At 48.5% G+C, this 19,499-nt stretch carries 22 protein-coding genes; 12 read left to right on the top strand and 10 right to left on the bottom strand.

Going from position 1 to position 19,499, the window contains the following annotated elements; all coding sequences use genetic code 11:
• Positions 1-180: 180 nt before the first annotated feature.
• Entirely contained in the window at positions 181-666 is a 486-nt protein-coding gene (spy, locus tag LG381_RS16505) for an ATP-independent periplasmic protein-refolding chaperone Spy (RefSeq protein WP_001228965.1), read from the top strand.
• 202 nt (positions 667-868) lie between these two features.
• Positions 869-1,444: an environmental stress-induced protein Ves gene (gene ves, locus LG381_RS16500; RefSeq protein ID WP_225762658.1), complete on the top strand. Its 576-nt coding sequence runs from the start codon at positions 869-871 to the stop codon at positions 1,442-1,444.
• On the opposite strand, the gene cho is transcribed toward ves, so the two are convergent.
• Both cho and nadE read right to left on the bottom strand, forming a co-directional pair.
• Entirely contained in the window at positions 1,404-2,291 is an 888-nt protein-coding gene (gene cho, locus LG381_RS16495; RefSeq protein WP_085460658.1) for an excinuclease Cho, read from the bottom strand. The two genes, ves and cho, sit on opposite strands and share 41 nt — an antisense overlap.
• A gap of 195 nt (positions 2,292-2,486) precedes the next feature.
• Positions 2,487-3,314: an ammonia-dependent NAD(+) synthetase gene (gene nadE, locus LG381_RS16490; RefSeq protein ID WP_000175015.1), complete on the bottom strand. Its 828-nt coding sequence runs from the start codon at positions 3,312-3,314 to the stop codon at positions 2,487-2,489.
• Between the two features lie 200 nt (positions 3,315-3,514).
• Here nadE and osmE point away from each other — a divergent pair, with 200 nt between their 5' ends.
• The 7 genes from osmE to chbG all read left to right on the top strand — a co-directional run bounded on the left by osmE (position 3,515) and on the right by chbG (position 9,408).
• Positions 3,515-3,853, top strand: coding sequence for an osmotically-inducible lipoprotein OsmE (osmE, locus tag LG381_RS16485; protein WP_001039038.1), 339 nt, complete (start codon positions 3,515-3,517; stop codon positions 3,851-3,853).
• Positions 3,854-4,153: 300 nt separating this feature from the next.
• Positions 4,154-4,474, top strand: coding sequence for a PTS N,N'-diacetylchitobiose transporter subunit IIB (gene chbB, locus LG381_RS16480; protein WP_000412169.1), 321 nt, complete (start codon positions 4,154-4,156; stop codon positions 4,472-4,474).
• Between the two features lie 81 nt (positions 4,475-4,555).
• Complete coding sequence (chbC, locus tag LG381_RS16475) at positions 4,556-5,914, top strand: PTS N,N'-diacetylchitobiose transporter subunit IIC (protein ID WP_000073031.1); 1,359 nt, start codon at positions 4,556-4,558, stop codon at positions 5,912-5,914.
• A 50-nt stretch (positions 5,915-5,964) separates the two neighbouring features.
• Positions 5,965-6,315, top strand: a complete 351-nt coding sequence (chbA, locus tag LG381_RS16470) for a PTS N,N'-diacetylchitobiose transporter subunit IIA (RefSeq protein ID WP_000968919.1) — start codon at positions 5,965-5,967, stop codon at positions 6,313-6,315.
• 7 nt (positions 6,316-6,322) lie between these two features.
• Complete coding sequence (chbR, locus tag LG381_RS16465) at positions 6,323-7,165, top strand: transcriptional regulator ChbR (RefSeq protein ID WP_000983663.1); 843 nt, start codon at positions 6,323-6,325, stop codon at positions 7,163-7,165.
• Positions 7,166-7,284: 119 nt separating this feature from the next.
• Positions 7,285-8,637: a 6-phospho-beta-glucosidase gene (gene celF / locus LG381_RS16460; RefSeq protein WP_225762657.1), complete on the top strand. Its 1,353-nt coding sequence runs from the start codon at positions 7,285-7,287 to the stop codon at positions 8,635-8,637.
• 12 nt (positions 8,638-8,649) lie between these two features.
• The gene (gene chbG, locus LG381_RS16455; protein ID WP_225762656.1) at positions 8,650-9,408 is read left to right on the top strand and encodes a chitin disaccharide deacetylase; all 759 of its coding nucleotides are present in this window, start codon (positions 8,650-8,652) and stop codon (positions 9,406-9,408) included.
• Positions 9,409-9,454: 46 nt separating this feature from the next.
• On the opposite strand, the gene katE is transcribed toward chbG, so the two are convergent.
• On the bottom strand, positions 9,455-11,716 hold the full coding sequence (gene katE / locus LG381_RS16450) for a catalase HPII (protein ID WP_085460660.1): 2,262 nt from the start codon (positions 11,714-11,716) through the stop codon (positions 9,455-9,457).
• A gap of 182 nt (positions 11,717-11,898) precedes the next feature.
• Between katE and cedA the strand changes: the two genes are divergently transcribed.
• The gene (cedA, locus tag LG381_RS16445) at positions 11,899-12,162 is read left to right on the top strand and encodes a cell division activator CedA (protein WP_225762655.1); all 264 of its coding nucleotides are present in this window, start codon (positions 11,899-11,901) and stop codon (positions 12,160-12,162) included.
• Positions 12,163-12,207: 45 nt separating this feature from the next.
• On the opposite strand, the gene tcyP is transcribed toward cedA, so the two are convergent.
• The 3 genes from tcyP to hxpB all read right to left on the bottom strand — a co-directional run bounded on the left by tcyP (position 12,208) and on the right by hxpB (position 15,153).
• Positions 12,208-13,599 (bottom strand): cystine/sulfocysteine:cation symporter, encoded by a 1,392-nt coding sequence (gene tcyP, locus LG381_RS16440; RefSeq protein WP_001010734.1) that lies wholly within the window; start codon positions 13,597-13,599, stop codon positions 12,208-12,210.
• 132 nt (positions 13,600-13,731) lie between these two features.
• Positions 13,732-14,322, bottom strand: a complete 591-nt coding sequence (locus LG381_RS16435; protein WP_010345892.1) for a metal-dependent hydrolase — start codon at positions 14,320-14,322, stop codon at positions 13,732-13,734.
• A gap of 162 nt (positions 14,323-14,484) precedes the next feature.
• Positions 14,485-15,153 (bottom strand): hexitol phosphatase HxpB, encoded by a 669-nt coding sequence (gene hxpB / locus LG381_RS16430; protein ID WP_225762654.1) that lies wholly within the window; start codon positions 15,151-15,153, stop codon positions 14,485-14,487.
• A gap of 146 nt (positions 15,154-15,299) precedes the next feature.
• Here hxpB and LG381_RS16425 point away from each other — a divergent pair, with 146 nt between their 5' ends.
• Positions 15,300-15,836 carry a YniB family protein gene (locus LG381_RS16425; RefSeq protein WP_000222184.1) on the top strand — a complete coding sequence of 179 codons (537 nt, stop codon included), beginning with the start codon at positions 15,300-15,302 and terminating at the stop codon, positions 15,834-15,836.
• A 40-nt stretch (positions 15,837-15,876) separates the two neighbouring features.
• On the opposite strand, the gene LG381_RS16420 is transcribed toward LG381_RS16425, so the two are convergent.
• The 3 genes from LG381_RS16420 to pfkB form a co-directional block, all read right to left on the bottom strand.
• Positions 15,877-16,737, bottom strand: coding sequence for a fructosamine kinase family protein (locus tag LG381_RS16420; RefSeq protein ID WP_225762653.1), 861 nt, complete (start codon positions 16,735-16,737; stop codon positions 15,877-15,879).
• Positions 16,738-16,842: 105 nt separating this feature from the next.
• Positions 16,843-17,133 carry a type V toxin-antitoxin system endoribonuclease antitoxin GhoS gene (gene ghoS, locus LG381_RS16415; RefSeq protein WP_000896962.1) on the bottom strand — a complete coding sequence of 97 codons (291 nt, stop codon included), beginning with the start codon at positions 17,131-17,133 and terminating at the stop codon, positions 16,843-16,845.
• A 98-nt stretch (positions 17,134-17,231) separates the two neighbouring features.
• On the bottom strand, positions 17,232-18,164 hold the full coding sequence (gene pfkB, locus LG381_RS16410; RefSeq protein ID WP_000251748.1) for a 6-phosphofructokinase II: 933 nt from the start codon (positions 18,162-18,164) through the stop codon (positions 17,232-17,234).
• A gap of 286 nt (positions 18,165-18,450) precedes the next feature.
• Between pfkB and LG381_RS16405 the strand changes: the two genes are divergently transcribed.
• A complete protein-coding gene (locus LG381_RS16405) occupies positions 18,451-19,209 on the top strand; it encodes a YdiY family protein (protein WP_000771389.1) in 759 nt (252 codons plus the stop codon).
• Positions 19,210-19,268: 59 nt separating this feature from the next.
• Here the strand turns inward: LG381_RS16405 and yniD are convergent, their stop codons facing one another.
• Positions 19,269-19,376: a small membrane protein YniD gene (gene yniD, locus LG381_RS16400; RefSeq protein WP_001142445.1), complete on the bottom strand. Its 108-nt coding sequence runs from the start codon at positions 19,374-19,376 to the stop codon at positions 19,269-19,271.
• Positions 19,377-19,499: the final 123 nt, after the last annotated feature.

Raw genomic sequence — 19,499 nt, 5'->3', positions numbered from 1 at the left:
CATCACTCTCCATCAAATTTTCTTTTTTTCTCCATAATTGGCGCAAAAGTGTTTTTTACACTTTCATTGTTTTACCGTTGCTCTGATTAATTGACGCTAAAGTCAGTAAAGTTAATCTCGTCAACACGGCACGCTACTTAAGAAAGCCGTAATAAATAACTGAAAGGAAGGATATAGAATATGCGTAAATTAACTGCACTGTTTGTTGCCTCTACCCTGGCTTTTGGCGCGGCTAACCTGGCCCATGCCGCCGATACCACTACTGCAGCACCGGCTGACGCGAAGCCGATGATGCACCATAAAGGTAAATTCGGTCCGCATCACGACATGATGTTTAAAGATCTGAACCTGACCGACGCGCAGAAACAGCAGATTCGCGAAATCATGAAAGGTCAGCGTGACCAGATGAAACGCCCGCCGCTGGAAGAACGCCGCGCAATGCATGACATTATTGCCAGCGATACCTTCGACAAAGCGAAAGCTGAAGCGCAGATCGCAAAAATGGAAGAACAGCGCAAAGCTAACATGCTGGCGCACCTGGAAACCCAGAACAAGATTTACAACATCCTGACGCCGGAGCAGAAAAAGCAATTTAATGCTAATTTTGAGAAGCGTCTGACAGAACGCCCTGCGGCAAAAGGTAAAATGCCTGCAACTGCTGAATAATCTTTCAGCCTGACAACTTAAGACCGCCGGTCTTGTCCACTACCTTGCAGCAATGCGGTGGACAGGATCGGCGGTTTTCTTTTCTGTTCTTCAACTTTTGCAAAAAAAGTCTAATCACCACTAAGGTAAATCACCCGAGTTGCCGATAACAATCCACGGTTGCCTGAACGATAACAATGAAAAGAGCATGCCGGGAGCGAGTATGGAATACTTTGATATGCGTAAAATGTCGGTGAACCTGTGGCGAAACGCTGCCGGTGAAACTCGTGAAATCTGTAGCTTTCCTCCGGCAAAACGTGATTTTTACTGGCGTGCCAGCATTGCTTCCATTGCGGCAAATGGTGAGTTTTCTTTGTTTCCGGGAATGGAAAGGAGCGTGACGCTGCTGGAAGGCGGTGAGATGCTCCTTGAAAGTACTAACCGTTTTAGCCATACCTTAAAACCGCTACAGCCTTTTGCTTTCGCTGCGGATCAGGTGGTAAAAGCGAAACTGACTGAAGGTCAGATGTCGATGGATTTCAACATTATGACGCGCCTTGATGCCTGTAAGGCGAAAGTCAGAATTGCCGATCGCACGTTCACCACTTTTGGCTCACGCGGTGGGGTGGTGTTTGTAATTAGTGGCGCGTGGCAACTGGGCGACAAGCTGTTGACTACCGACCAGGGCGCGTGCTGGTTCGATGGCAGGCACACCCTGCGGCTTTTGCAACCGCAAGGCAAACTGCTGTTCAGTGAAATTAACTGGCTGGCAGGCTATTCACCGGATCAAGTTCAGTAATTTCATAGTTACCGGAAAGCAGAGGTTTACAGAGGATTTTATAACCGTCGTGATCAAACCCAGCGGGTGTGCGAATTAACGTTGCTGCCTCTTCCGGCGAATTAACGGCACCCAGCCACAGCCAGTTATGAATAATATGATATTGCGTCATTTCCGGATGCTGTTCTTTCAGCGCCACCGCACCTCGCCATGGCCAACAAACAACCCGCAAACGCTCCAGAGACTGACGCAAACGTAGCGCATGAGCGTCATGGCTCTCTTTACCGCAGCACGCCCCGGCGCAACGTTTTAGCGCCGAACGAAAACAAGCGCGCCCGCGACTTAACGGTTCCAGCCCGAGCAAGCCATAACAAAGTTTTTGTTCATCGGCGATGGTCTGTAATGCTTGTAAAGCCGCACGACGGTTGGCAAACAGGCCGAATAAGTTTGCTGCGGCAGAAAAATCCACGTCTTTGGCATACACCACATCGACACGCTTTTCATTCAGTTGCAGGGCACAGAGCTGGCGATTACGGCGCAAGCGTTTATTAAACAGTGGCTGTTGTTCTTTAATTAATCGCGCTTCAAGGAGTAGCGCACCGATTTCGCCTGCGGTGCAGATCCAGCTAATTCGCCGGGATTGCCGCAGCATGGCGGCTTCATCCGGAGTGCGTAAATGAGAAAGCACCCGGCTGCGGATATTAACGCTTTTGCCGATATAGAGCGGCATGGTGTCACTTTCGCCATGAAACAGATACACCCCTGGTCGGGTGGGTAAGTCATTAAGGAATGAACGTAAATGTTCGGGATATTCGTAGATTGCCGCCGCTTCAAATTCTGGCCGCAGGGAAGTTAAACGCCGTACCACTGTTGACTCCAGGTGCTGGTTATCTATCCAGTGTAACAGGCGGGAAACGATTAAAAAAGAGGCGGGTCGATGACAAAAGTAACGCCGCCTGCAATGAATTGAATTTGCGAAGTTTTGTAGGTCGAATAAGGCGTTCACGCCGCATCCGGCATGAACAAAGTATGTTTTTGCGTACAAGCCATTATGTGCAAATTATTACTTTTTCCAGAAATCATCGAAAACGGTAATTGGCGGACGGCGTTTATGTTCGGTTTTCAGATACCAGTTTTCTATTGTTCTGGCGACCTGTTCGGGCACGGCTTTCCCTTCCAGATAGTCATCAATGTTGTCATAAGTGACGCCAAGCGCCACTTCATCCGGCAGAGAAGGGCGGTCATCTTCCAGATCGGCGGTGGGTGCTTTCTTATAGAGATGTTCCGGGCAACCTAATGCCGCCAGTAACTGTTTACCCTGACGCTTGTTCAGACGGTATAGCGGGTTAATGTCAGTACCACCGTCACCGTATTTAGTAAAGAATCCGGTAATGGCTTCTGCCGCATGATCGGTGCCAACCACGACACCGTTGGTCATGCCTGCAATGCTGTATTGCGCTTTCATCCGCTCACGCGCTTTTTCATTGCCGCGAACGAAATCGCTTAATTCAATACCTGCTTCGCGCAGCGCCTGTTCGCTGGCCAATACCGCGCCCTTGATATTCACGGTTAATACGCGATCCGGTTGAATAAAGGCAATGGCGTCCTGACAATCCTGTTCATCAGCCTGAACACCGTAGGGCAGGCGCACGGCAATGAATTGCAGTGCCTCGTTGCCCGTTTCCTGACGAAGCTCGTTAATTGCCATTTGACACAGTTTCCCGGCAAGAGTGGAGTCCTGACCACCACTAATACCAAGTACGAGTGATTTAATGAACGGATAGGTTTGCAGATAGCTTTTCAGAAAATCGATGCTGCGGCGAATTTCTTCTTCGGCATTAATCTGCGGTTTTGCGCCCAGCGCCTTTATTATTTGTTGTTGCAATGTCATTGAACCCCTCCAGACAGAAAAATAAAACTTCCTTAAAGCTAACCCGTTGCTACTGAAACGACAAGTGACAGCAGGTTGAATGGCGGTTAAAACGTCATACAGGAATCCTCTGAAAGCGGAGCCGTTTCGTTCACAGGCTTGAAAAAGCCCTCGATGTGTTCCAGGCTTATCTAACACGCTGATAAACAAGAGGACGGAATATGAACAAGAATATGGCAGGAATTCTGGGTGCAGCGGCGGTATTAACCATGCTGGCAGGTTGTACGGCGTATGATCGTACCAAAGACCAGTTTGTACAGCCTGTGGTGAAAGACGTCAAAAAAGGCATGAGCCGGGCGCAGGTTGCACAAATTGCGGGTAAACCTTCGTCTGAAGTGAGCATGATCCATGCTCGTGGTACTTGCCAGACCTATATCCTGGGTCAACGTGATGGTAAAGCAGAAACCTATTTTGTCGCCTTAGATGATACCGGACATGTTATCAACTCTGGCTATCAGACCTGTGCCGAATACGACACCGATCCACAAGCAGCGAAGTAATTTCTTCGCCTGAAAGCTTGAGTTACACCGGAAACCGGCCATTGCGCCGGTTTTTTTTTGCCCCGTGTTCTTATTTATTGTCGCGAATTATTTAACCGAAATGTGAAGGAGGTCATAACAACAGGTCAAGGAGAGACAATTTGTATGGTCAAAGAAATACTATCGTTCAGGTCAATACCGTATACTCTTTTCAGCCACCAAAAAAAGTCATGTTGGTTTCGCAAGTTACCCAGAGCATGGAAGCAGGTGAAGGCTTGCGGAGTGTCTGGCTGACAGATAATCGTTGATGAGGGCAGTTTTATGGAAAAGAAACACATTTATCTGTTTTGTTCTGCGGGCATGTCTACCTCTTTACTGGTATCAAAAATGCGCGCACAGGCAGAAAAATATGAAGTTCCGGTCATTATTGAAGCATTTCCGGAAACACTGGCGGGTGAAAAAGGTCAGAATGCCGATGTCGTGTTATTAGGGCCGCAGATTGCTTATATGTTGCCCGAAATCCAGCGTTTGTTACCCAACAAACCCGTTGAAGTCATTGATTCACTGTTATATGGCAAAGTCGATGGTTTAGGCGTGCTTAAGGCTGCAGTTGCAGCAATTAAAAAAGCCGCAGCAAATTAATTTTTAAATTTTTCCGTCAAAGAGTTATTTCATAAATCTATACCGCAATACTTTAATTGCGGTTTTTAAGGGTATTTTTCTATGAGTAATGTTATTGCATCGCTTGAAAAGGTACTCCTCCCTTTTGCAGTCAAAATAGGAAAACAGCCACACGTTAATGCAATCAAAAACGGTTTTATTCGCTTAATGCCGTTAACCCTTGCGGGGGCCATGTTTGTATTAATCAATAACGTTTTTCTGAGCTTTGGGGAGGGGTCGTTTTTTTACTCCTTAGGTATTCGCCTCGACGCTTCAACCATTGAAACACTTAATGGCCTGAAAGGTATTGGCGGAAACGTATACAACGGAACATTAGGGATTATGTCTTTAATGGCGCCGTTTTTTATCGGTATGGCGCTGGCAGAAGAGCGTAAAGTCGATGCGCTCGCGGCAGGGTTGTTATCCGTTGCGGCATTTATGACCGTCACGCCTTATAGTGTCGGTGAAGCTTACGCGGTCGGCGCTAATTGGTTAGGTGGCGCGAATATCATCTCCGGGATTATTATCGGCCTGGTGGTGGCAGAAATGTTTACCTTTATTGTCCACCGCAACTGGGTGATTAAATTACCCGACAGTGTACCGACATCGGTCTCACGTTCTTTCTCAGCATTAATTCCCGGCTTTATTATTCTTTCTGTGATGGGGATTATTGCCTGGGCGCTGAATACCTGGGGCACTAACTTCCATCAGATTATTATGGATACCATCTCGACGCCGCTGGCATCGTTGGGTAGCGTGGTCGGCTGGGCGTATGTGATCTTTGTTCCGCTGCTGTGGTTCTTCGGTATTCACGGCGCACTGGCGCTGACCGCGCTGGACAACGGCATTATGACGCCGTGGGCGCTGGAAAACATCGCCACCTATCAACAATATGGCTCCGTCGAAGCGGCGCTGGCAGCCGGTAAGACCTTCCATATCTGGGCCAAGCCGATGCTGGATTCCTTTATTTTCCTTGGTGGCAGTGGTGCGACTTTAGGCCTGATCCTGGCTATCTTTATCGCTTCTCGCCGTGCTGATTATCGTCAGGTGGCAAAGCTGGCGCTGCCGTCGGGCATCTTCCAGATTAACGAACCGATTCTGTTTGGCTTGCCGATTATCATGAACCCGGTGATGTTTATTCCGTTTGTTCTGGTGCAACCGATTCTGGCGGCAATTACCCTAGCGGCGTACTACATGGGCATCATCCCACCGGTGACAAACATTGCACCGTGGACCATGCCAACTGGTCTGGGAGCCTTCTTTAATACTAACGGTAGCGTCGCCGCATTGCTGGTCGCACTCTTCAACCTTGGCATCGCAACGCTGATATATCTGCCATTTGTCGTGGTGGCAAACAAAGCGCAGAACGTGATTGATAAAGAAGAGAGCGAAGAAGATATTGCTAACGCCCTGAAATTTTAATCGATGCCGGTACGGGCAATCGTGCCGGTAAGAATAGAGAGGAACGATGTATGATGGATCTCGATAATATTCCTGATACGCAAACGGAAGCTGAGGAACTGGAAGAAGTGGTGATGGGGCTTATCATCAACTCCGGACAAGCGCGCAGCCTGGCGTATGCGGCGCTGAAGCAGGCGAAGCAGGGTGATTTTGCAGCGGCAAAAGCCATGATGGATCAGTCGCGGATGGCCTTGAATGAAGCGCATCTGGTACAGACGAAACTGATTGAAGGCGACGCGGGTGAAGGCAAGATGAAAGTGAGTCTGGTGCTGGTTCACGCCCAGGACCATTTAATGACTTCCATGCTTGCACGTGAACTGATTACCGAATTAATTGAGCTTCATGAAAAACTGAAGGCATAAGGAGTCGATGATGCAGCCAGTGATTAATGCGCCGGAAATTGCCACTGCCCGTGAACAGCAGTTGTTTAATGGCAAAAATTTCCATGTGTTTATCTACAATAAAACGGAAAGTATTACTGGATTGCATCAGCATGACTATTATGAATTTACCCTGGTTTTAACTGGTCGTTATTTCCAGGAGATTAACGGTAAGCGCGTGTTGCTGGAACGGGGCGATTTTGTTTTTATTCCGTTAGGATCACACCATCAAAGTTTTTATGAGTTTGGTGCCACGCGCATATTGAACGTTGGGATCAGTAAACGTTTTTTTGAACAGCATTATTTGCCGTTGTTGCCTTATTGCTTTGTTGCTTCACAGGTTTACCGAACTAATAATACTTTTCTTACCTATGTGGAAACTGTGATTTCTTCATTGAATTTCAGCGAAACCGGTCTGGAAGAATTTGTTGAGATAGTCACTTTTTATGTCATTAACCGTTTACGTCATTACCGCGAAGAACAGGTGATTGATGATGTGCCACAGTGGTTAAAAAGTACGGTTGAAAAGATGCATGATAAAGCGCAGTTCAGTGAAAATGCGCTGGAAAATATGGTGATGTTATCGGCTAAATCGCAGGAGTATTTGACGCGTGCGACTCAGCGATATTATGGCAAAACGCCGATGCAGATTATTAATGAAATCCGCATTAACTTTGCCAAAAAACAACTGGAAATGACCAACTATTCTGTGACTGATATTGCATTTGAAGCCGGTTATAGTAGCCCAAGCCTGTTTATTAAAACGTTTAAGAAACTAACATCTTTTACACCAAATAGTTATCGTAAGAAATTGACTGAATTTAATCAGTAGCTATTGTCACTGATCATTAAATTTACATGCGTGCCTTATTTATCCTGGGGAGACCGGGATATTCCTGACGTAGAGGCAGGTATGAAGAATATCAGTATTTCCTGATGAAGGGAGAAATTATGAGCCAGAAATTAAAAGTCGTCACTATTGGTGGCGGGAGTAGTTATACCCCGGAACTGCTGGAAGGGTTTATTAAGCGTTATCACGAATTGCCAGTGACTGAATTATGGCTGGTGGATGTCGAAGGTGGTAAGGCAAAACTGGATATTATCTTTGATCTCTGCCAGCGAATGATCGATAACGCTGGTGTACCGATTAAACTTTATAAAACGCTTGATCGTCGTGAGGCGCTGAAAGGGGCTGATTTTGTCACTACCCAACTGCGCGTAGGTCAATTACCAGCACGCGAACTGGATGAACGTATTCCGTTAAGTCATGGTTATCTTGGCCAGGAAACTAATGGTGCGGGTGGCCTGTTTAAAGGTCTGCGCACCATTCCTGTGATTTTTGACATCGTAAAAGATGTCGAAGAACTTTGTCCGAATGCGTGGGTGATCAACTTCACTAACCCGGCGGGAATGGTCACTGAAGCCGTTTATCGTCATACCGGATTTAAACGCTTTATCGGCGTGTGTAATATTCCGATCGGCATGAAGATGTTTATTCGCGATGTTCTGATGCTGAAAGACAGCGATGATTTATCTATCGATCTGTTCGGCCTCAACCATATGGTGTTCATTAAGGATGTGCTGGTAAATGGCAAATCACGCTTTGCCGAATTGCTTGATGGTGTGGCATCCGGGCAGTTAAAAGCATCTGGCGTTAAAAATATTTTCGATCTGCCATTTAGCGAAGGCTTAATTCGTTCTCTGAATCTGTTGCCGTGTTCGTATTTGCTTTATTACTTCAAGCAAAAAGAGATGCTGGCTATTGAAATGGGCGAATACTATAAAGGCGGCGCACGAGCGCAGGTAGTACAGAAAGTCGAGAAACAACTTTTTGAGCTCTATAAAAACCCGGAGTTGAAAGTTAAGCCGAAAGAACTGGAACAGCGCGGTGGAGCTTATTACTCTGATGCAGCGTGCGAAGTCATTAACGCTATCTACAACGACAAGCAAACGGAACATTACGTTAATATCCCGCATCATGGGCATATTGATAATATTCCGGCAGACTGGGCGGTAGAAATGACCTGCACGCTGGGGCGCGATGGCGCGACGCCACATCCGCGCATTACGCATTTCGATGACAAAGTGATGGGGCTGATTCACACCATCAAAGGCTTCGAGATTGCGGCCAGCAACGCAGCACTTAGCGGGGAATTTAACGATGTGTTACTGGCGCTAAACCTTAGCCCGTTGGTGCATTCCGATCGCGATGCTGAGTTGCTGGCGCGTGAGATGATTCTGGCGCATGAGAAATGGCTGCCAAATTTTGCCGACTGCATAGCAGAACTCAAAAAAGCACATTAACCGGGGCTGATTATGGAACGCTTACTGATTGTTAATGCCGATGATTTTGGCTTAAGCAAAGGTCAGAACTACGGCATTATCGAGGCCTGTCGAAACGGTATTGTCACGTCAACGACGGCGCTGGTGAATGGTGAAGCTATCAACCATGCGGTGCAGTTGAGTCGTGATGAACCGAGCCTGGCAGTTGGGATGCATTTTGTTCTCACCATGGGCAAGCCGCTGACTGCAATGCCGGGTTTAACCCGCGAAGGCGTGCTGGGGAAGTGGATCTGGCAACTGGCGGAAGAAGATGCTTTACCGCTAAAGGAAATTGCTCAGGAACTTGCCTGTCAGTATCTGCGTTTCATTGAGCTATTTGGGCGCAAACCTACACATCTTGATAGCCATCATCATGTGCATATGTTCCCGCAGATTTTCCCGATTGTGGCAAAGTTTGCGGCTGAAGAGGGGATTGCGTTGCGCATCGACCGTCAGCCGTTATTTAGCGATGGTGATTTACCCGCTAAATTGCGCAGTTCGCAGGGCTTCAGTAGCGCGTTCTATGGTGAAGAGATTAGCGAGTCACTGTTTCTGCAAGTGCTGGATGATTCCAGCCATCGCGGTGAACGTTCGTTGGAAGTGATGTGCCATCCGGCGTTTGTCGATAATACAATTCGCCAGAGTGCTTATTGCTTTCCACGGTTAACGGAGCTGGAAGTGTTGACATTAGCATCGTTGAAGTATGCCATTGCCGAGCGAGGTTATCGGTTGGGTAGTTATCTTGATGTGTAAGATAGTTTGTAAAGTCACTCCCCTGGGGGAGTGACTTTATTCATATTTACGCCGGAATTTTATCAATCTTAGGAATACGTGACCATACGCGGTGCGCTGCCATTAGCGTTAATAGTTCATCCATAAAACTACCGTCGGCGCTGTCGGCTTCCACGATCCCTTCTTCACCCTGGTCATCAACCTTGATTGTCGCCTTAAACTTGCGAGCGTCTCCTGCCAGCGCAATCGGTTTAAGGTGTTTGTAGGCTTCCATCAGGTAATAGTTTGCATCGCCGTTGTCGGCAATATCGGCGATATTGCCGCAAGGGACAATCACCGCATCGACCGTCAGCGATGGTGCCCCGGCAAAGGTAGCGGCTATTGGCAGCACCGTACCGTCATCGGCAGTCACTTCCCCCATCCGCGAATAAAGCAGTTTGGCATGAACGCCTTTAGCTTTCAGCGCCTTGAGGATTGACAGAAGGTCTGCCGATCTCACTTCATCATTAAGCAAAATCGCTACCACACGACCTTTCACATCACCATCAGGAATGGCATACAGACTCAACGCAGGATCTTTTATCAGCCCGTTTACGTCAGGTGGCGGCGTAATATTCAGCTGATCGTCAGTCAGTTCGATACCGAGATTTTTTGCTACCGCCTGCGCCAGAGTCAGATCAATATGCGCCAACTGGTCAACGACGCGTTCACGAATATAAGGTCGTACAACTTTGCTTAACTCAAAGCTGAAACCATCGACAATATGGCGTTGCTCGAACGGTGTCTGACTTAACCAGAACAGGCGCGGATGCGAATAGTATTCGCCAAATGATGGGCTGCGCTCCCGCACTTTATTGCCTTCCACGCGCTCCTGGTATGATTCAAATCCACCGCGTTTTGGCCCCGGCGGCGTTTCGCGCGGCCAGTTATCGTTGATCGAGTTCGGTTCGTAATTCGCCGGGTTAGTGTCGATTCCCATCCGATGCATACCGTCACGCTGGAAATTGTGGTACGGGCAGGTAGGGCGATTAATCGGAATTTCATGAAAATTCGGCCCGCCAAGACGGCTGATTTGTGTATCGGTATAGGAGAACAAACGCCCCTGCAACAGCGGATCGTTGGTGAAATCCAGACCGGGGACAATATGACCAGGATGGAAAGCTGCCTGTTCGTTTTCGGCAAAGAAGTTATCCGGGTTACGGTTAAGCACCATTTTGCCGACGCGCTGAACGGGGACTAACTCTTCCGGGATGAGTTTCGTTGGGTCAAGCAGGTCGAAGTCGAATTTGAATTCATCTTCTTCGGGGATCAACTGGAAGCCCAGTTCATACTCCGGGAAGTCGCCTGCTTCAATGGCTTCCCACAGTTCGCGGCGGTGGAAGTCTGGATCACGTCCGGTAAGTTTCTGCGCTTCATCCCAAACCAGCGAGGCTTTACCTGCCAGTGGTTTCCAGTGGAAACGCACAAAGGTTGCTTTACCTTCGGCGTTAATCAGGCGGAAGGTGTGAATGCCGAAGCCTTCCATGGTGCGGTAACTGCGTGGTATTCCGCGATCTGACATCGCCCACATCACGTTGTGGAGCGTTTCTGGTTGCAGGGAAACATAATCCCAGAAGGTGTCGTGGGCGCTTTGCCCTTGCGGAATTGCCCAGTGCGGTTCTGGTTTTACCGCATGAACAAAGTCCGGAAATTTGTGTGCATCCTGAATAAAGAAGACAGGCGTGTTGTTACCCACAAGATCAAAAATGCCTTCTTCGGTATAGAACTTGGTGGCGAAACCACGGATATCACGCACCGTATCTGCCGAACCTGCGCCACCCTGAACGGTAGAGAAACGCACGAACACCGGGGTAATTTTGTTCGGATCTGACAGGAAGTCGGCTTTGGTGATATCGCTTAAGTTTTTATATGGCTGGAAATAACCGTGAGCGGCTGACCCACGCGCGTGAACGATACGTTCCGGGATACGTTCATGGTCGAAGTGGGTGATTTTCTCGCGCAGAATAAAATCTTCCAGCAGCGTTGGACCACGGCTACCGGCTCGCAGTGAGTTTTGATCGTCGGCGATGCGCACGCCCTGATTAGTGGTCAGCGCATAATTTTCACTGCCTTTGCGTACGTCTTCCAGAGAGTTTAGTTTTTCGTTACGCGTATCAGGAGCTTTCAGACTCCCAGGGGCGGTAGGTTGTGCGCCTGGCGGGGTCGGTTCAGCCGCTGGACGATGAGATCCGTCTTCAGGTGCCAGTGAGTCCATTCCCGGTTTCGCTTCGCTGGAGTCGTGTAGTGGTGACTGGTGCTGATGTGGGTTCTTTTCGTTATGTTGCGACATTGAACTCGTCTCCTTAATTCATTACTGAAAGGGCCGCTGTTTTGGTCAAAAAACCCTCTAACTATAGACCATCAGGGTGATCTCGCTCTGGAAGCGGTGCCAGAGAAGGTATTCGGGAATATACGCAAAGCAGGACGGACGGGGGGTAAATCAGCTAAACTACAATTTTTCTGATTTTTAATATGCGTTTAGTGAAGCCAGTAATGAAGAAACCGCTACGTCAGCAAAACCGCCCGATTATTAGCTATGTTCCTCGCACGGAACCTGCGCCGCCAGAACATGCGATTAAGATGGATTCGTTTCGCGATGTCTGGATGCTGCGTGGCAAATATGTTGCGTTTGTGCTGGTTGGGGAATCATTCTTGCGCTCACCTGTGTTTAATGTGCCGGAGTCGGCTCAGCGTTGGGCTAATCAGGTGCGCCAGGAAAATGAGATCGAAGAATAAATAAACGCCTGTCGAAGGACAGGCGTTTTGCGTTATAAACCAGGATTAACGGTGTGCCAGTTCGGCGTCGTCTTCGCTGTCCAGAATGGACTTATCGGTTTGCTTAAGCCACTGGCTGGTCAGCGTACCTGCGGTCATTGAGCCGCTCACGTTCAATGCAGTTCGACCCATATCGATAAGCGGTTCAACGGAGATTAACAAAGCCACCAGCGTTACCGGCAAGCCCATTGCTGGCAGAACAATCAACGCGGCGAATGTCGCACCACCACCAACACCTGCAACACCGGCAGAACTGACGGTAACAATACCGACCAAAGTTGCAATCCACATCGGATCCAGCGGGTTAATACCCACCGTTGGCGCTACCATTACGGCCAGCATTGCCGGATACAACCCGGCACAGCCGTTTTGACCAATGGTCGCCCCGAAAGAGGCGGCAAAACTGGCGATAGATTCAGGAACACCCAGACGACGCGTTTGTGCTTCAACGTTCAGTGGAATAGACGCAGCACTGGAACGGCTGGTGAAAGCAAATGTCAGCACCGGCCACACTTTGCGGAAGTATTTCAGCGGGCTGACGCCATTAATACCCAGCAGAATGCCATGCACCGCAAACATAATGATAAGACCCAGGTAGGACGCGACAACGAAGCTACCCAGCTTAATGATGTCTTGCAGGTTGGAACCGGCAACCACTTTGGTCATCAGCGCAAGCACGCCGTAAGGGGTGAGTTGCATGACCAGGCGAACCAGTTTCATCACCCAGCTTTGCAGTGTGTCGATAGCTGTTAAGACGCGTTCACCTTTCGGCGCATCATCTTTCAGCAGTTTCAGCGCAGCTACACCCAGGAATGCCGCAAAAATTACCACGCTGATAATTGATGTCGGATTCGCACCGGTCAGATCGGCAAACGGATTTTTCGGGATAAAAGACAGAATGAGTTGCGGAACACTTAAATCTGCGACTTTACCGACATAGTTGCTTTCAATAGCGTTCAGGCGAGCAGTCTCAGCGCCACCCTGAACCAGACCTTCAGCAGTCAGACCAAACAGGTTAGTCACCAGCACACCAACCAGCGCCGCAATCAGCGTGGTAAACAGCAGCGTACCGATGGTCAGAAAACTGATTTTTCCTAACTGAGATGCGTTATGCAGGCGAGCAACCGCGCTCAGAATAGAGGCGAATACTAACGGCATAACGATCATTTGCAGTAGCTGGACATAGCCGTTACCGACAATGTTAAACCACTGTACAGAATCTTTAAGTACCTGGCTGTCAGAACCATAAATGGTATGCAGAGCAAGGCCAAAGACCACGCCCATCACCAGACCCACCAGCACTTTTTTTGCCAGACTCCACTGTTTGTGGCGGGCCTGAGCCAGCACAAACAGTAGAACAACGAACACTACGATGTTCGCAATTAATGGAAAGTTCATCCCCGTTCTCCTGATCTTATTATTTCTATCACTGTGTAACAGTCATAGTGTTGGCGCAAGATTAACAGAACTGTGAGCTGGCTCTTATATTCAAATGGAATTGCTTATTCCAGAAAGGTGATTTTTGCCTTTTTAGTATTCAACCTGGTGCTTAATAAGGCGATGAAACTGGATCTGCAAGGTATTGATCATTTGCGATGACCAACGAACCGCGCTGTTTTCAGGCAGGGAATGGGGCATCCACACCGACCAGACAAATAATGCCATGCAGAGAAAACGTTCCAGCTGATTGCCCTTTTGTGGCACCAGAATTGGCAGGCGAAAGCGCCAGCGACACGGCCAGAGCAGGGGAACACCAGCCGGTGTCAGCATATCGGCAAGAATATGACTCAAATAACCCAGCACCATACCTTGCAGTGCATCAGCCGGAATAAACCAGCTTTCCGGCACCTTGAGATAAAAGGTTGCCAGCAGGGCAAATACAGCCAGCAAACTGTGGGTAAATCCACGGTGTCCAAATGCGCGGGCAATGGGTTTTGATATCCACCTTAATCGCTGCCCAAGAAACGATTTTGGGTGGTCGATGTCCGGTAACAGACACGTTAAGATCGCGGAAGGGACAATATGCCACCAGTCACCCTGTGCCAGCACGGGCGTCAGCTCGGCATTTTTGGCAAATACCGCACAAGCAATAGAAAAGAGAAGGTGACCTTCCGCCGTCATGATAAAACTCACTAAACTGTCGATACGTACAGTATAGGATTTTTATACAGTGCGCGGAAGTGGTGACGGTGTAACTCTTTATCACAAAATGATGATAAATCCGCCAGTTGAATAAGAATTCAGATAAAAAGCCAGGGGCAGTTATGGCACTGCCCGATTTTATTAGCCGAGGAGGTCGGTCGCGGTCAATTCGGTGAGAGAGGAAAGTTTTACGTTCGCCAACACAAAACGGGGATCATTTTGCGCTTCGGGCGCGGGGACGACGATAGAACGCATACGTGCCGCTTTAGAGGCGATCATGCCGTTTACAGAGTCTTCCAGCGCCACGCAGGCGAGAGGATCAACGCCCAGTTTTGCTGCACAGTCGAGATACACTTGTGGATGCGGCTTGCTGTAAGGCAGCTTTTCGGCGGAGGTGAGGGCATCGAAACTATCACGTAAGTCAAACATGGTCAGTACTTTCTCCAGCATATGTAACGGTGACGCGGAGGCCAGACCTACCAATAATCCTTGTTCTTTGCATAGCGCAACGGCCTCACGCACACCAGGCAGTAATGGTCGTGTCTCTTCAACCAGTGAAATGGCACGGGCAATAACCCGTTCAACTACCTCCTGACGACTCGGCCCATTCCACGGTTGCCGGGCATACCACAGATCGACCACCATATCGATGCGTAAACCTAAGGTGTCCGGTAGCTCGTTACGACGGGAGATATCTACCCCCAGGCTTGCCATCACATCCAGTTCGGCTCGATCCCATAAAGGTTCTGAGTCGATAAGTAATCCATCCATATCGAAAATTGCAGCAAGAATCTGACGCGGGGTTGACATTACAACCTCTCCTTTAGAGCATTATGTGTAAGGTATTAAGCAGTGCTTATGATTAAGTGCCTATCATATCGCCTTTAAAGAATGGGCGAAAACAGATATCTACAGGTAAACTAATTGAAACGACGCGTCTTAATCAAGGAGAACTCATGACGTATCAACAAGCTGGACGCATTGCTGTTTTGAAAAGGATTTTGGGTTGGGTGATTTTTATACCGACACTTGTTTCCACGTTAATTTCCTTGCTGAAGTTTATGAATGTCCGGCAAGAATCCCAGGAAGGTATCAATGCTGTAATGCTCGACTTTGCGCATGTCATGATCGATATGATGCAGGCGAATACGCCTTTTCTGAATCTGTTCTGGTACAACTCACCGACGCCCAATTTTAATGGTGGCGTGAACGTTATGTTTTGGGTGATTTTCATCCTGATATTTGTGGGGCTTGCGCTGCAAGACTCTGGTGCCCGTATGAGCCGCCAGGCGCGCTTTTTGCGCGAAGGTGTTGAGGATCAACTCATTCTGGAGAAGGCTAAAGGGGAAGAGGGGTTAACGCGTGAACAGATTGAGTCACGCATTGTTGTGCCACACCATACTATTTTCTTACAGATTTTCTCACTCTATATCCTGCCGGTAATTTGTATTGCTGCGGGGTATGTGTTCTTTTCTTTGCTTGGATTTATTTAAGCAAAAGGCCGCATGGGGCGGCCATTATCATCAATCCACATCACGCTGCTAACAATCTATCCAGTGACTGCTGGGCAATAACCAAATGCTGCCCGCCAAACAACCTTGCACGGTTAAGCAACGTGTAGAGTTGGTAAATTGGTTGACGTTCGAGGAAATCTGCCGGTAGCGGTGAAACGGACTGATAGCCGTCATAGATTTGTGGCGGCTGTTCGGTATGCAGTGGCAACATCGCCAGATCGCACTCTCTGTCGCCCCAGTAACAAGCAGGGTCGAATATATACGACCCCTCCGGGCCCAGAGCGCAGTTTCCAGACCATAAATCGCCGTGTAACAGTGATGGCTGTGGCTGATGAGAGCTCAGGCGTTGCTTAATATGCTCGACGATGGAGTCGATATTGCCGAAGGCGATCCCTTTTTCTGCTGCCAGTTCCAGTTGCCAGCCAATACGTTGTTCAGCAAAGAACGTTGACCAGCGACGTTGCCAGGTATTGGGTTGTGGAGTAGTGGAAAGTGCGTTATCGAAATCGAGGCCAAATTGCGGCTGGTCACTCCATTGATGCAGGTGCGCAATTTGCTGTCCTAAAATAAATGCGTTATGTGCATCCAACGGGCGGGGCGGGAGATAGTCCATCACCAAAAAACTGTAGTCGCGGTCAGCGCCAACAGCCCAGACTTTAGGCACGCTGACGGTTTTACTGCGCGACAGTAATTCCAGCTGGTCGGCTTCGGCGGTAAAACCGGAAAGCAGTTCCCTTTCATCACATTTGACGAAAAAGTCACGTCCTGCGTAGCGTAAATGCCATGCGGCATGGACTTCTCCGCCAGGCAGTTCATTACGCAGTTCGATTTCGCCTTCACCTAACTGCTCGCTCAAAAGACGACTGATTGCCTGCCACATGATGTCTCTCCCATGTTGTCTGCCAGATCATAAGGTTAGCGCAGGAATGCGGTGCAAAAACACGAGCTAACGCACACCACAGACTGATTATTGCCCAAAAACCATTTATTTTCTGTTGCTATGCCAGTCCTCCCAGGTGGTGATTATGATCTCTGGGTCTTTGCCTGTGGCGCTTTGGGTGAGTGCGGCAACCAGCTCTCTTATTTCATCTTCACTTTGAGTACTGATAAGCCCAAAGGTGTTCGTTCCCAGCTCATGGATATTTCCGTCATCATCCGTCATGGTCAGTAAAAAACCGTCGCGTGTCAGAAAGTTATTTAACTCATTAATTTCAGTTAATGTGTCTTCATGCAACATGACAGTAATGACATAACGGACAAGATCGCCACCAGCCATAATTCACCTCTTTGTTATCACGTGATTTTTTAGCATAGTCGGAGAAACGCGTTGTCGACAGGTTTATGGTGATTCCTCCAATGATTGGGGGAATATCTCTATAAGTGGGAAAGGTAAGCGTAAATTTTTTGCGTATCGTCATGGGAGCACAGACGAGTTCCTTGATTGAGCGTGGCGGCGCTGCCCGCAGCGACCCCAAAACGAACCATCTCTGCAAGAGAGGCATTTTCTGCCAGCTTCAGCGTCATCGCGCCGACCATGCTGTCACCTGCACCGACGGTACTCTGGCTTTTCACCGGTGGTGGCACAACCTGAATGCAGTTTTCGCTGTCCACCCCCAGCGCGCCCTGCGGGCCAAGGGAAACGACAACCCGTTTGGCCTTGCCGCTATTAACGATTTCCTGCGCGGCTTTGCGTACATCATCAGGCTGGGTGAGTTCGCGGTTAACCAGTGCGCTTAGCTCTTTCTGGTTAGGTTTAACCAGTTCAATGTTGCCAATGGCCAGGGCTGCACTTAAAGCCTCGCCAGAACTGTCGACGATGCAGCGAATCCCTTGTCTTTGCGCAGCTGAAATAAGCTGAGTTAATTTTTCCAGCTTCACACCTGGGGGCAGGCTTCCGCTTATGACCAGAATGGCTCCAGATTCAATTTCCAGAACTTGCTCTTCAAGTTGACGAAATTCATCGTCACTTAATGTCGCGCCAGGCATGACAAATCGGTACTGTTCACCTGTAGACTCCACATGTACGTGCAGATTCTGGCGGGTCCAGTCTTTTGCTTCGACAGTCGCAACCGGGACATTTTCATCAGACAGCAGTGAAACCAGATGTTCGCCAGTCGCTCCGCCAGCCGGGAAGATTGCCGTGGCGCTCCCACCAAGGTGGGCAATGGCGCGGGCGACGTTAATACCGCCGCCACCAGGCTCGAACACCGGTGCGGTACAACGCAGTTTTCCTTCGGGATAAATTTGCGGGGTAATTGTTGCGCTATCGAGAGAGGGCGCAAGTGTCAACGTATAGATACGTACCATCATTTCCTCCTATAGGCTGATTTCAGTCTGGCACTGAATCAGTGGAAAGTGAAGAAATTAACAATATGATTTATTGGATATTTATATGAAATTAATAAGATGAAGATATATAAATAAATATTTGTTTTCATAATGTGCTTATTCAAAAAATGAAATAAGAAGTCGTTGCTAAGTTTTTCACTCCTTTTTATAATTTGTCACCTTTCCAGGGACGCTACTCTTTGATCCTTAAGAAAGTTTCCGGGACCGCGATGGTCTCTTTTTTTGTTGTACGGACTTTTAATAAATGAAGCTTTTGAAGACAGTTCCTGCCATCGTTATGCTGGCGGGGGGTATGTTTGCGTCTCTGAATGCAGCTGCCGATGATTCCGTTTTTACTGTCATGGACGATCCTGCCAGCGCCAAAAAACCTTTTGAAGGTAATCTGAATGCAGGCTACCTTGCACAATCAGGTAACACGAAAAGTTCTTCACTAACGGCTGATACCACTATGACCTGGTATGGGCATTCTACTGCCTGGTCGCTGTGGGGGAATGCCAGTAATACTTCTTCTAACGATGAGCGTTCTTCGGAAAAATATGCGGCGGGCGGGCGTAGCCGTTTTAATTTAACTGACTATGACTATTTATTTGGTCAGGCAAGCTGGCTGACAGACCGCTATAACGGTTATCGCGAACGCGATGTGTTGACTGCGGGTTATGGTCGCCAGTTTTTGAATGGCCCGGTACACAGCTTCCGCTTTGAATTCGGTCCTGGCGTGCGTTACGACAAATATACCGACAATGCCAGTAAAACCCAGCCGCTGGGTTATGCTTCCGGGGCTTACGCGTGGCAGTTGACCGACAACGCGAAAATTACCCAGGGTGTTTCCGTCTTTGGCGCAGAAGATACGACACTGAACTCGGAAAGCGCGTTAAATGTGGCTATTAATGAACATTTCGGTCTGAAGGTGGCGTACAACGTTACATGGAACTCTGAACCGCCTGAATCGGCTCCAGAACATACCGATCGCCGAACAACGTTATCGCTGGGATATAAAATGTAATTACTGCCGGGCCGCGACGAGCGGTCTGGCTTTTTCGTTAGCTAATAGCGTTCTACCATTCAACCCCAAATCATTGCCGCCCAACGCAGTAACAGCATAGCGCCACAAATAGCCAGTAGCACCACCACCATCTTCCAGTGTTTTTTGTCAAAACGTTTTGTCGGCATGTGTTTTCCTGCGTATTTCGAGTGGTCAATATCCGAGTGTAACAAAATGGGCAGGCGTTGCCTGTATTGATTTATATCATTTCGATCATGATGATTGCCGCTTTGCCCGATAACAAATACCGT

Source organism: Escherichia sp. Marseille-Q3837 (assembly GCF_916618735.1).
Lineage (GTDB): Bacteria > Pseudomonadota > Gammaproteobacteria > Enterobacterales > Enterobacteriaceae > Escherichia > Escherichia ruysiae.
The sequence above is the reverse complement of the archived record's forward strand: the minus strand, read 5'-3'. Positions and strand labels throughout refer to the sequence as shown.

Excerpts from the sequence above, each read along its gene's own strand:
- spy (WP_001228965.1), top strand. The coding sequence starts at position 181 with ATGCGTAAATTAACTGCACTGTTTGTTGCCTCTACCCTGGCTTTTGGC.
- ves (WP_225762658.1), top strand. The coding sequence starts at position 869 with ATGGAATACTTTGATATGCGTAAAATGTCGGTGAACCTGTGGCGAAAC.
- nadE (WP_000175015.1), bottom strand. The coding sequence starts at position 3,314 with ATGACATTGCAACAACAAATAATAAAGGCGCTGGGCGCAAAACCGCAG.
- osmE (WP_001039038.1), top strand. The coding sequence starts at position 3,515 with ATGAACAAGAATATGGCAGGAATTCTGGGTGCAGCGGCGGTATTAACC.
- chbB (WP_000412169.1), top strand. The coding sequence starts at position 4,154 with ATGGAAAAGAAACACATTTATCTGTTTTGTTCTGCGGGCATGTCTACC.
- chbC (WP_000073031.1), top strand. The coding sequence starts at position 4,556 with ATGAGTAATGTTATTGCATCGCTTGAAAAGGTACTCCTCCCTTTTGCA.
- chbA (WP_000968919.1), top strand. The coding sequence starts at position 5,965 with ATGATGGATCTCGATAATATTCCTGATACGCAAACGGAAGCTGAGGAA.
- chbR (WP_000983663.1), top strand. The coding sequence starts at position 6,323 with ATGATGCAGCCAGTGATTAATGCGCCGGAAATTGCCACTGCCCGTGAA.
- celF (WP_225762657.1), top strand. The coding sequence starts at position 7,285 with ATGAGCCAGAAATTAAAAGTCGTCACTATTGGTGGCGGGAGTAGTTAT.
- chbG (WP_225762656.1), top strand. The coding sequence starts at position 8,650 with ATGGAACGCTTACTGATTGTTAATGCCGATGATTTTGGCTTAAGCAAA.
- katE (WP_085460660.1), bottom strand. The coding sequence starts at position 11,716 with ATGTCGCAACATAACGAAAAGAACCCACATCAGCACCAGTCACCACTA.
- cedA (WP_225762655.1), top strand. The coding sequence starts at position 11,899 with ATGCGTTTAGTGAAGCCAGTAATGAAGAAACCGCTACGTCAGCAAAAC.
- tcyP (WP_001010734.1), bottom strand. The coding sequence starts at position 13,599 with ATGAACTTTCCATTAATTGCGAACATCGTAGTGTTCGTTGTTCTACTG.
- LG381_RS16435 (WP_010345892.1), bottom strand. The coding sequence starts at position 14,322 with ATGACGGCGGAAGGTCACCTTCTCTTTTCTATTGCTTGTGCGGTATTT.
- hxpB (WP_225762654.1), bottom strand. The coding sequence starts at position 15,153 with ATGTCAACCCCGCGTCAGATTCTTGCTGCAATTTTCGATATGGATGGA.
- LG381_RS16425 (WP_000222184.1), top strand. The coding sequence starts at position 15,300 with ATGACGTATCAACAAGCTGGACGCATTGCTGTTTTGAAAAGGATTTTG.
- LG381_RS16420 (WP_225762653.1), bottom strand. The coding sequence starts at position 16,737 with ATGTGGCAGGCAATCAGTCGTCTTTTGAGCGAGCAGTTAGGTGAAGGC.
- ghoS (WP_000896962.1), bottom strand. The coding sequence starts at position 17,133 with ATGGCTGGTGGCGATCTTGTCCGTTATGTCATTACTGTCATGTTGCAT.
- pfkB (WP_000251748.1), bottom strand. The coding sequence starts at position 18,164 with ATGGTACGTATCTATACGTTGACACTTGCGCCCTCTCTCGATAGCGCA.
- LG381_RS16405 (WP_000771389.1), top strand. The coding sequence starts at position 18,451 with ATGAAGCTTTTGAAGACAGTTCCTGCCATCGTTATGCTGGCGGGGGGT.
- yniD (WP_001142445.1), bottom strand. The coding sequence starts at position 19,376 with ATGCCGACAAAACGTTTTGACAAAAAACACTGGAAGATGGTGGTGGTG.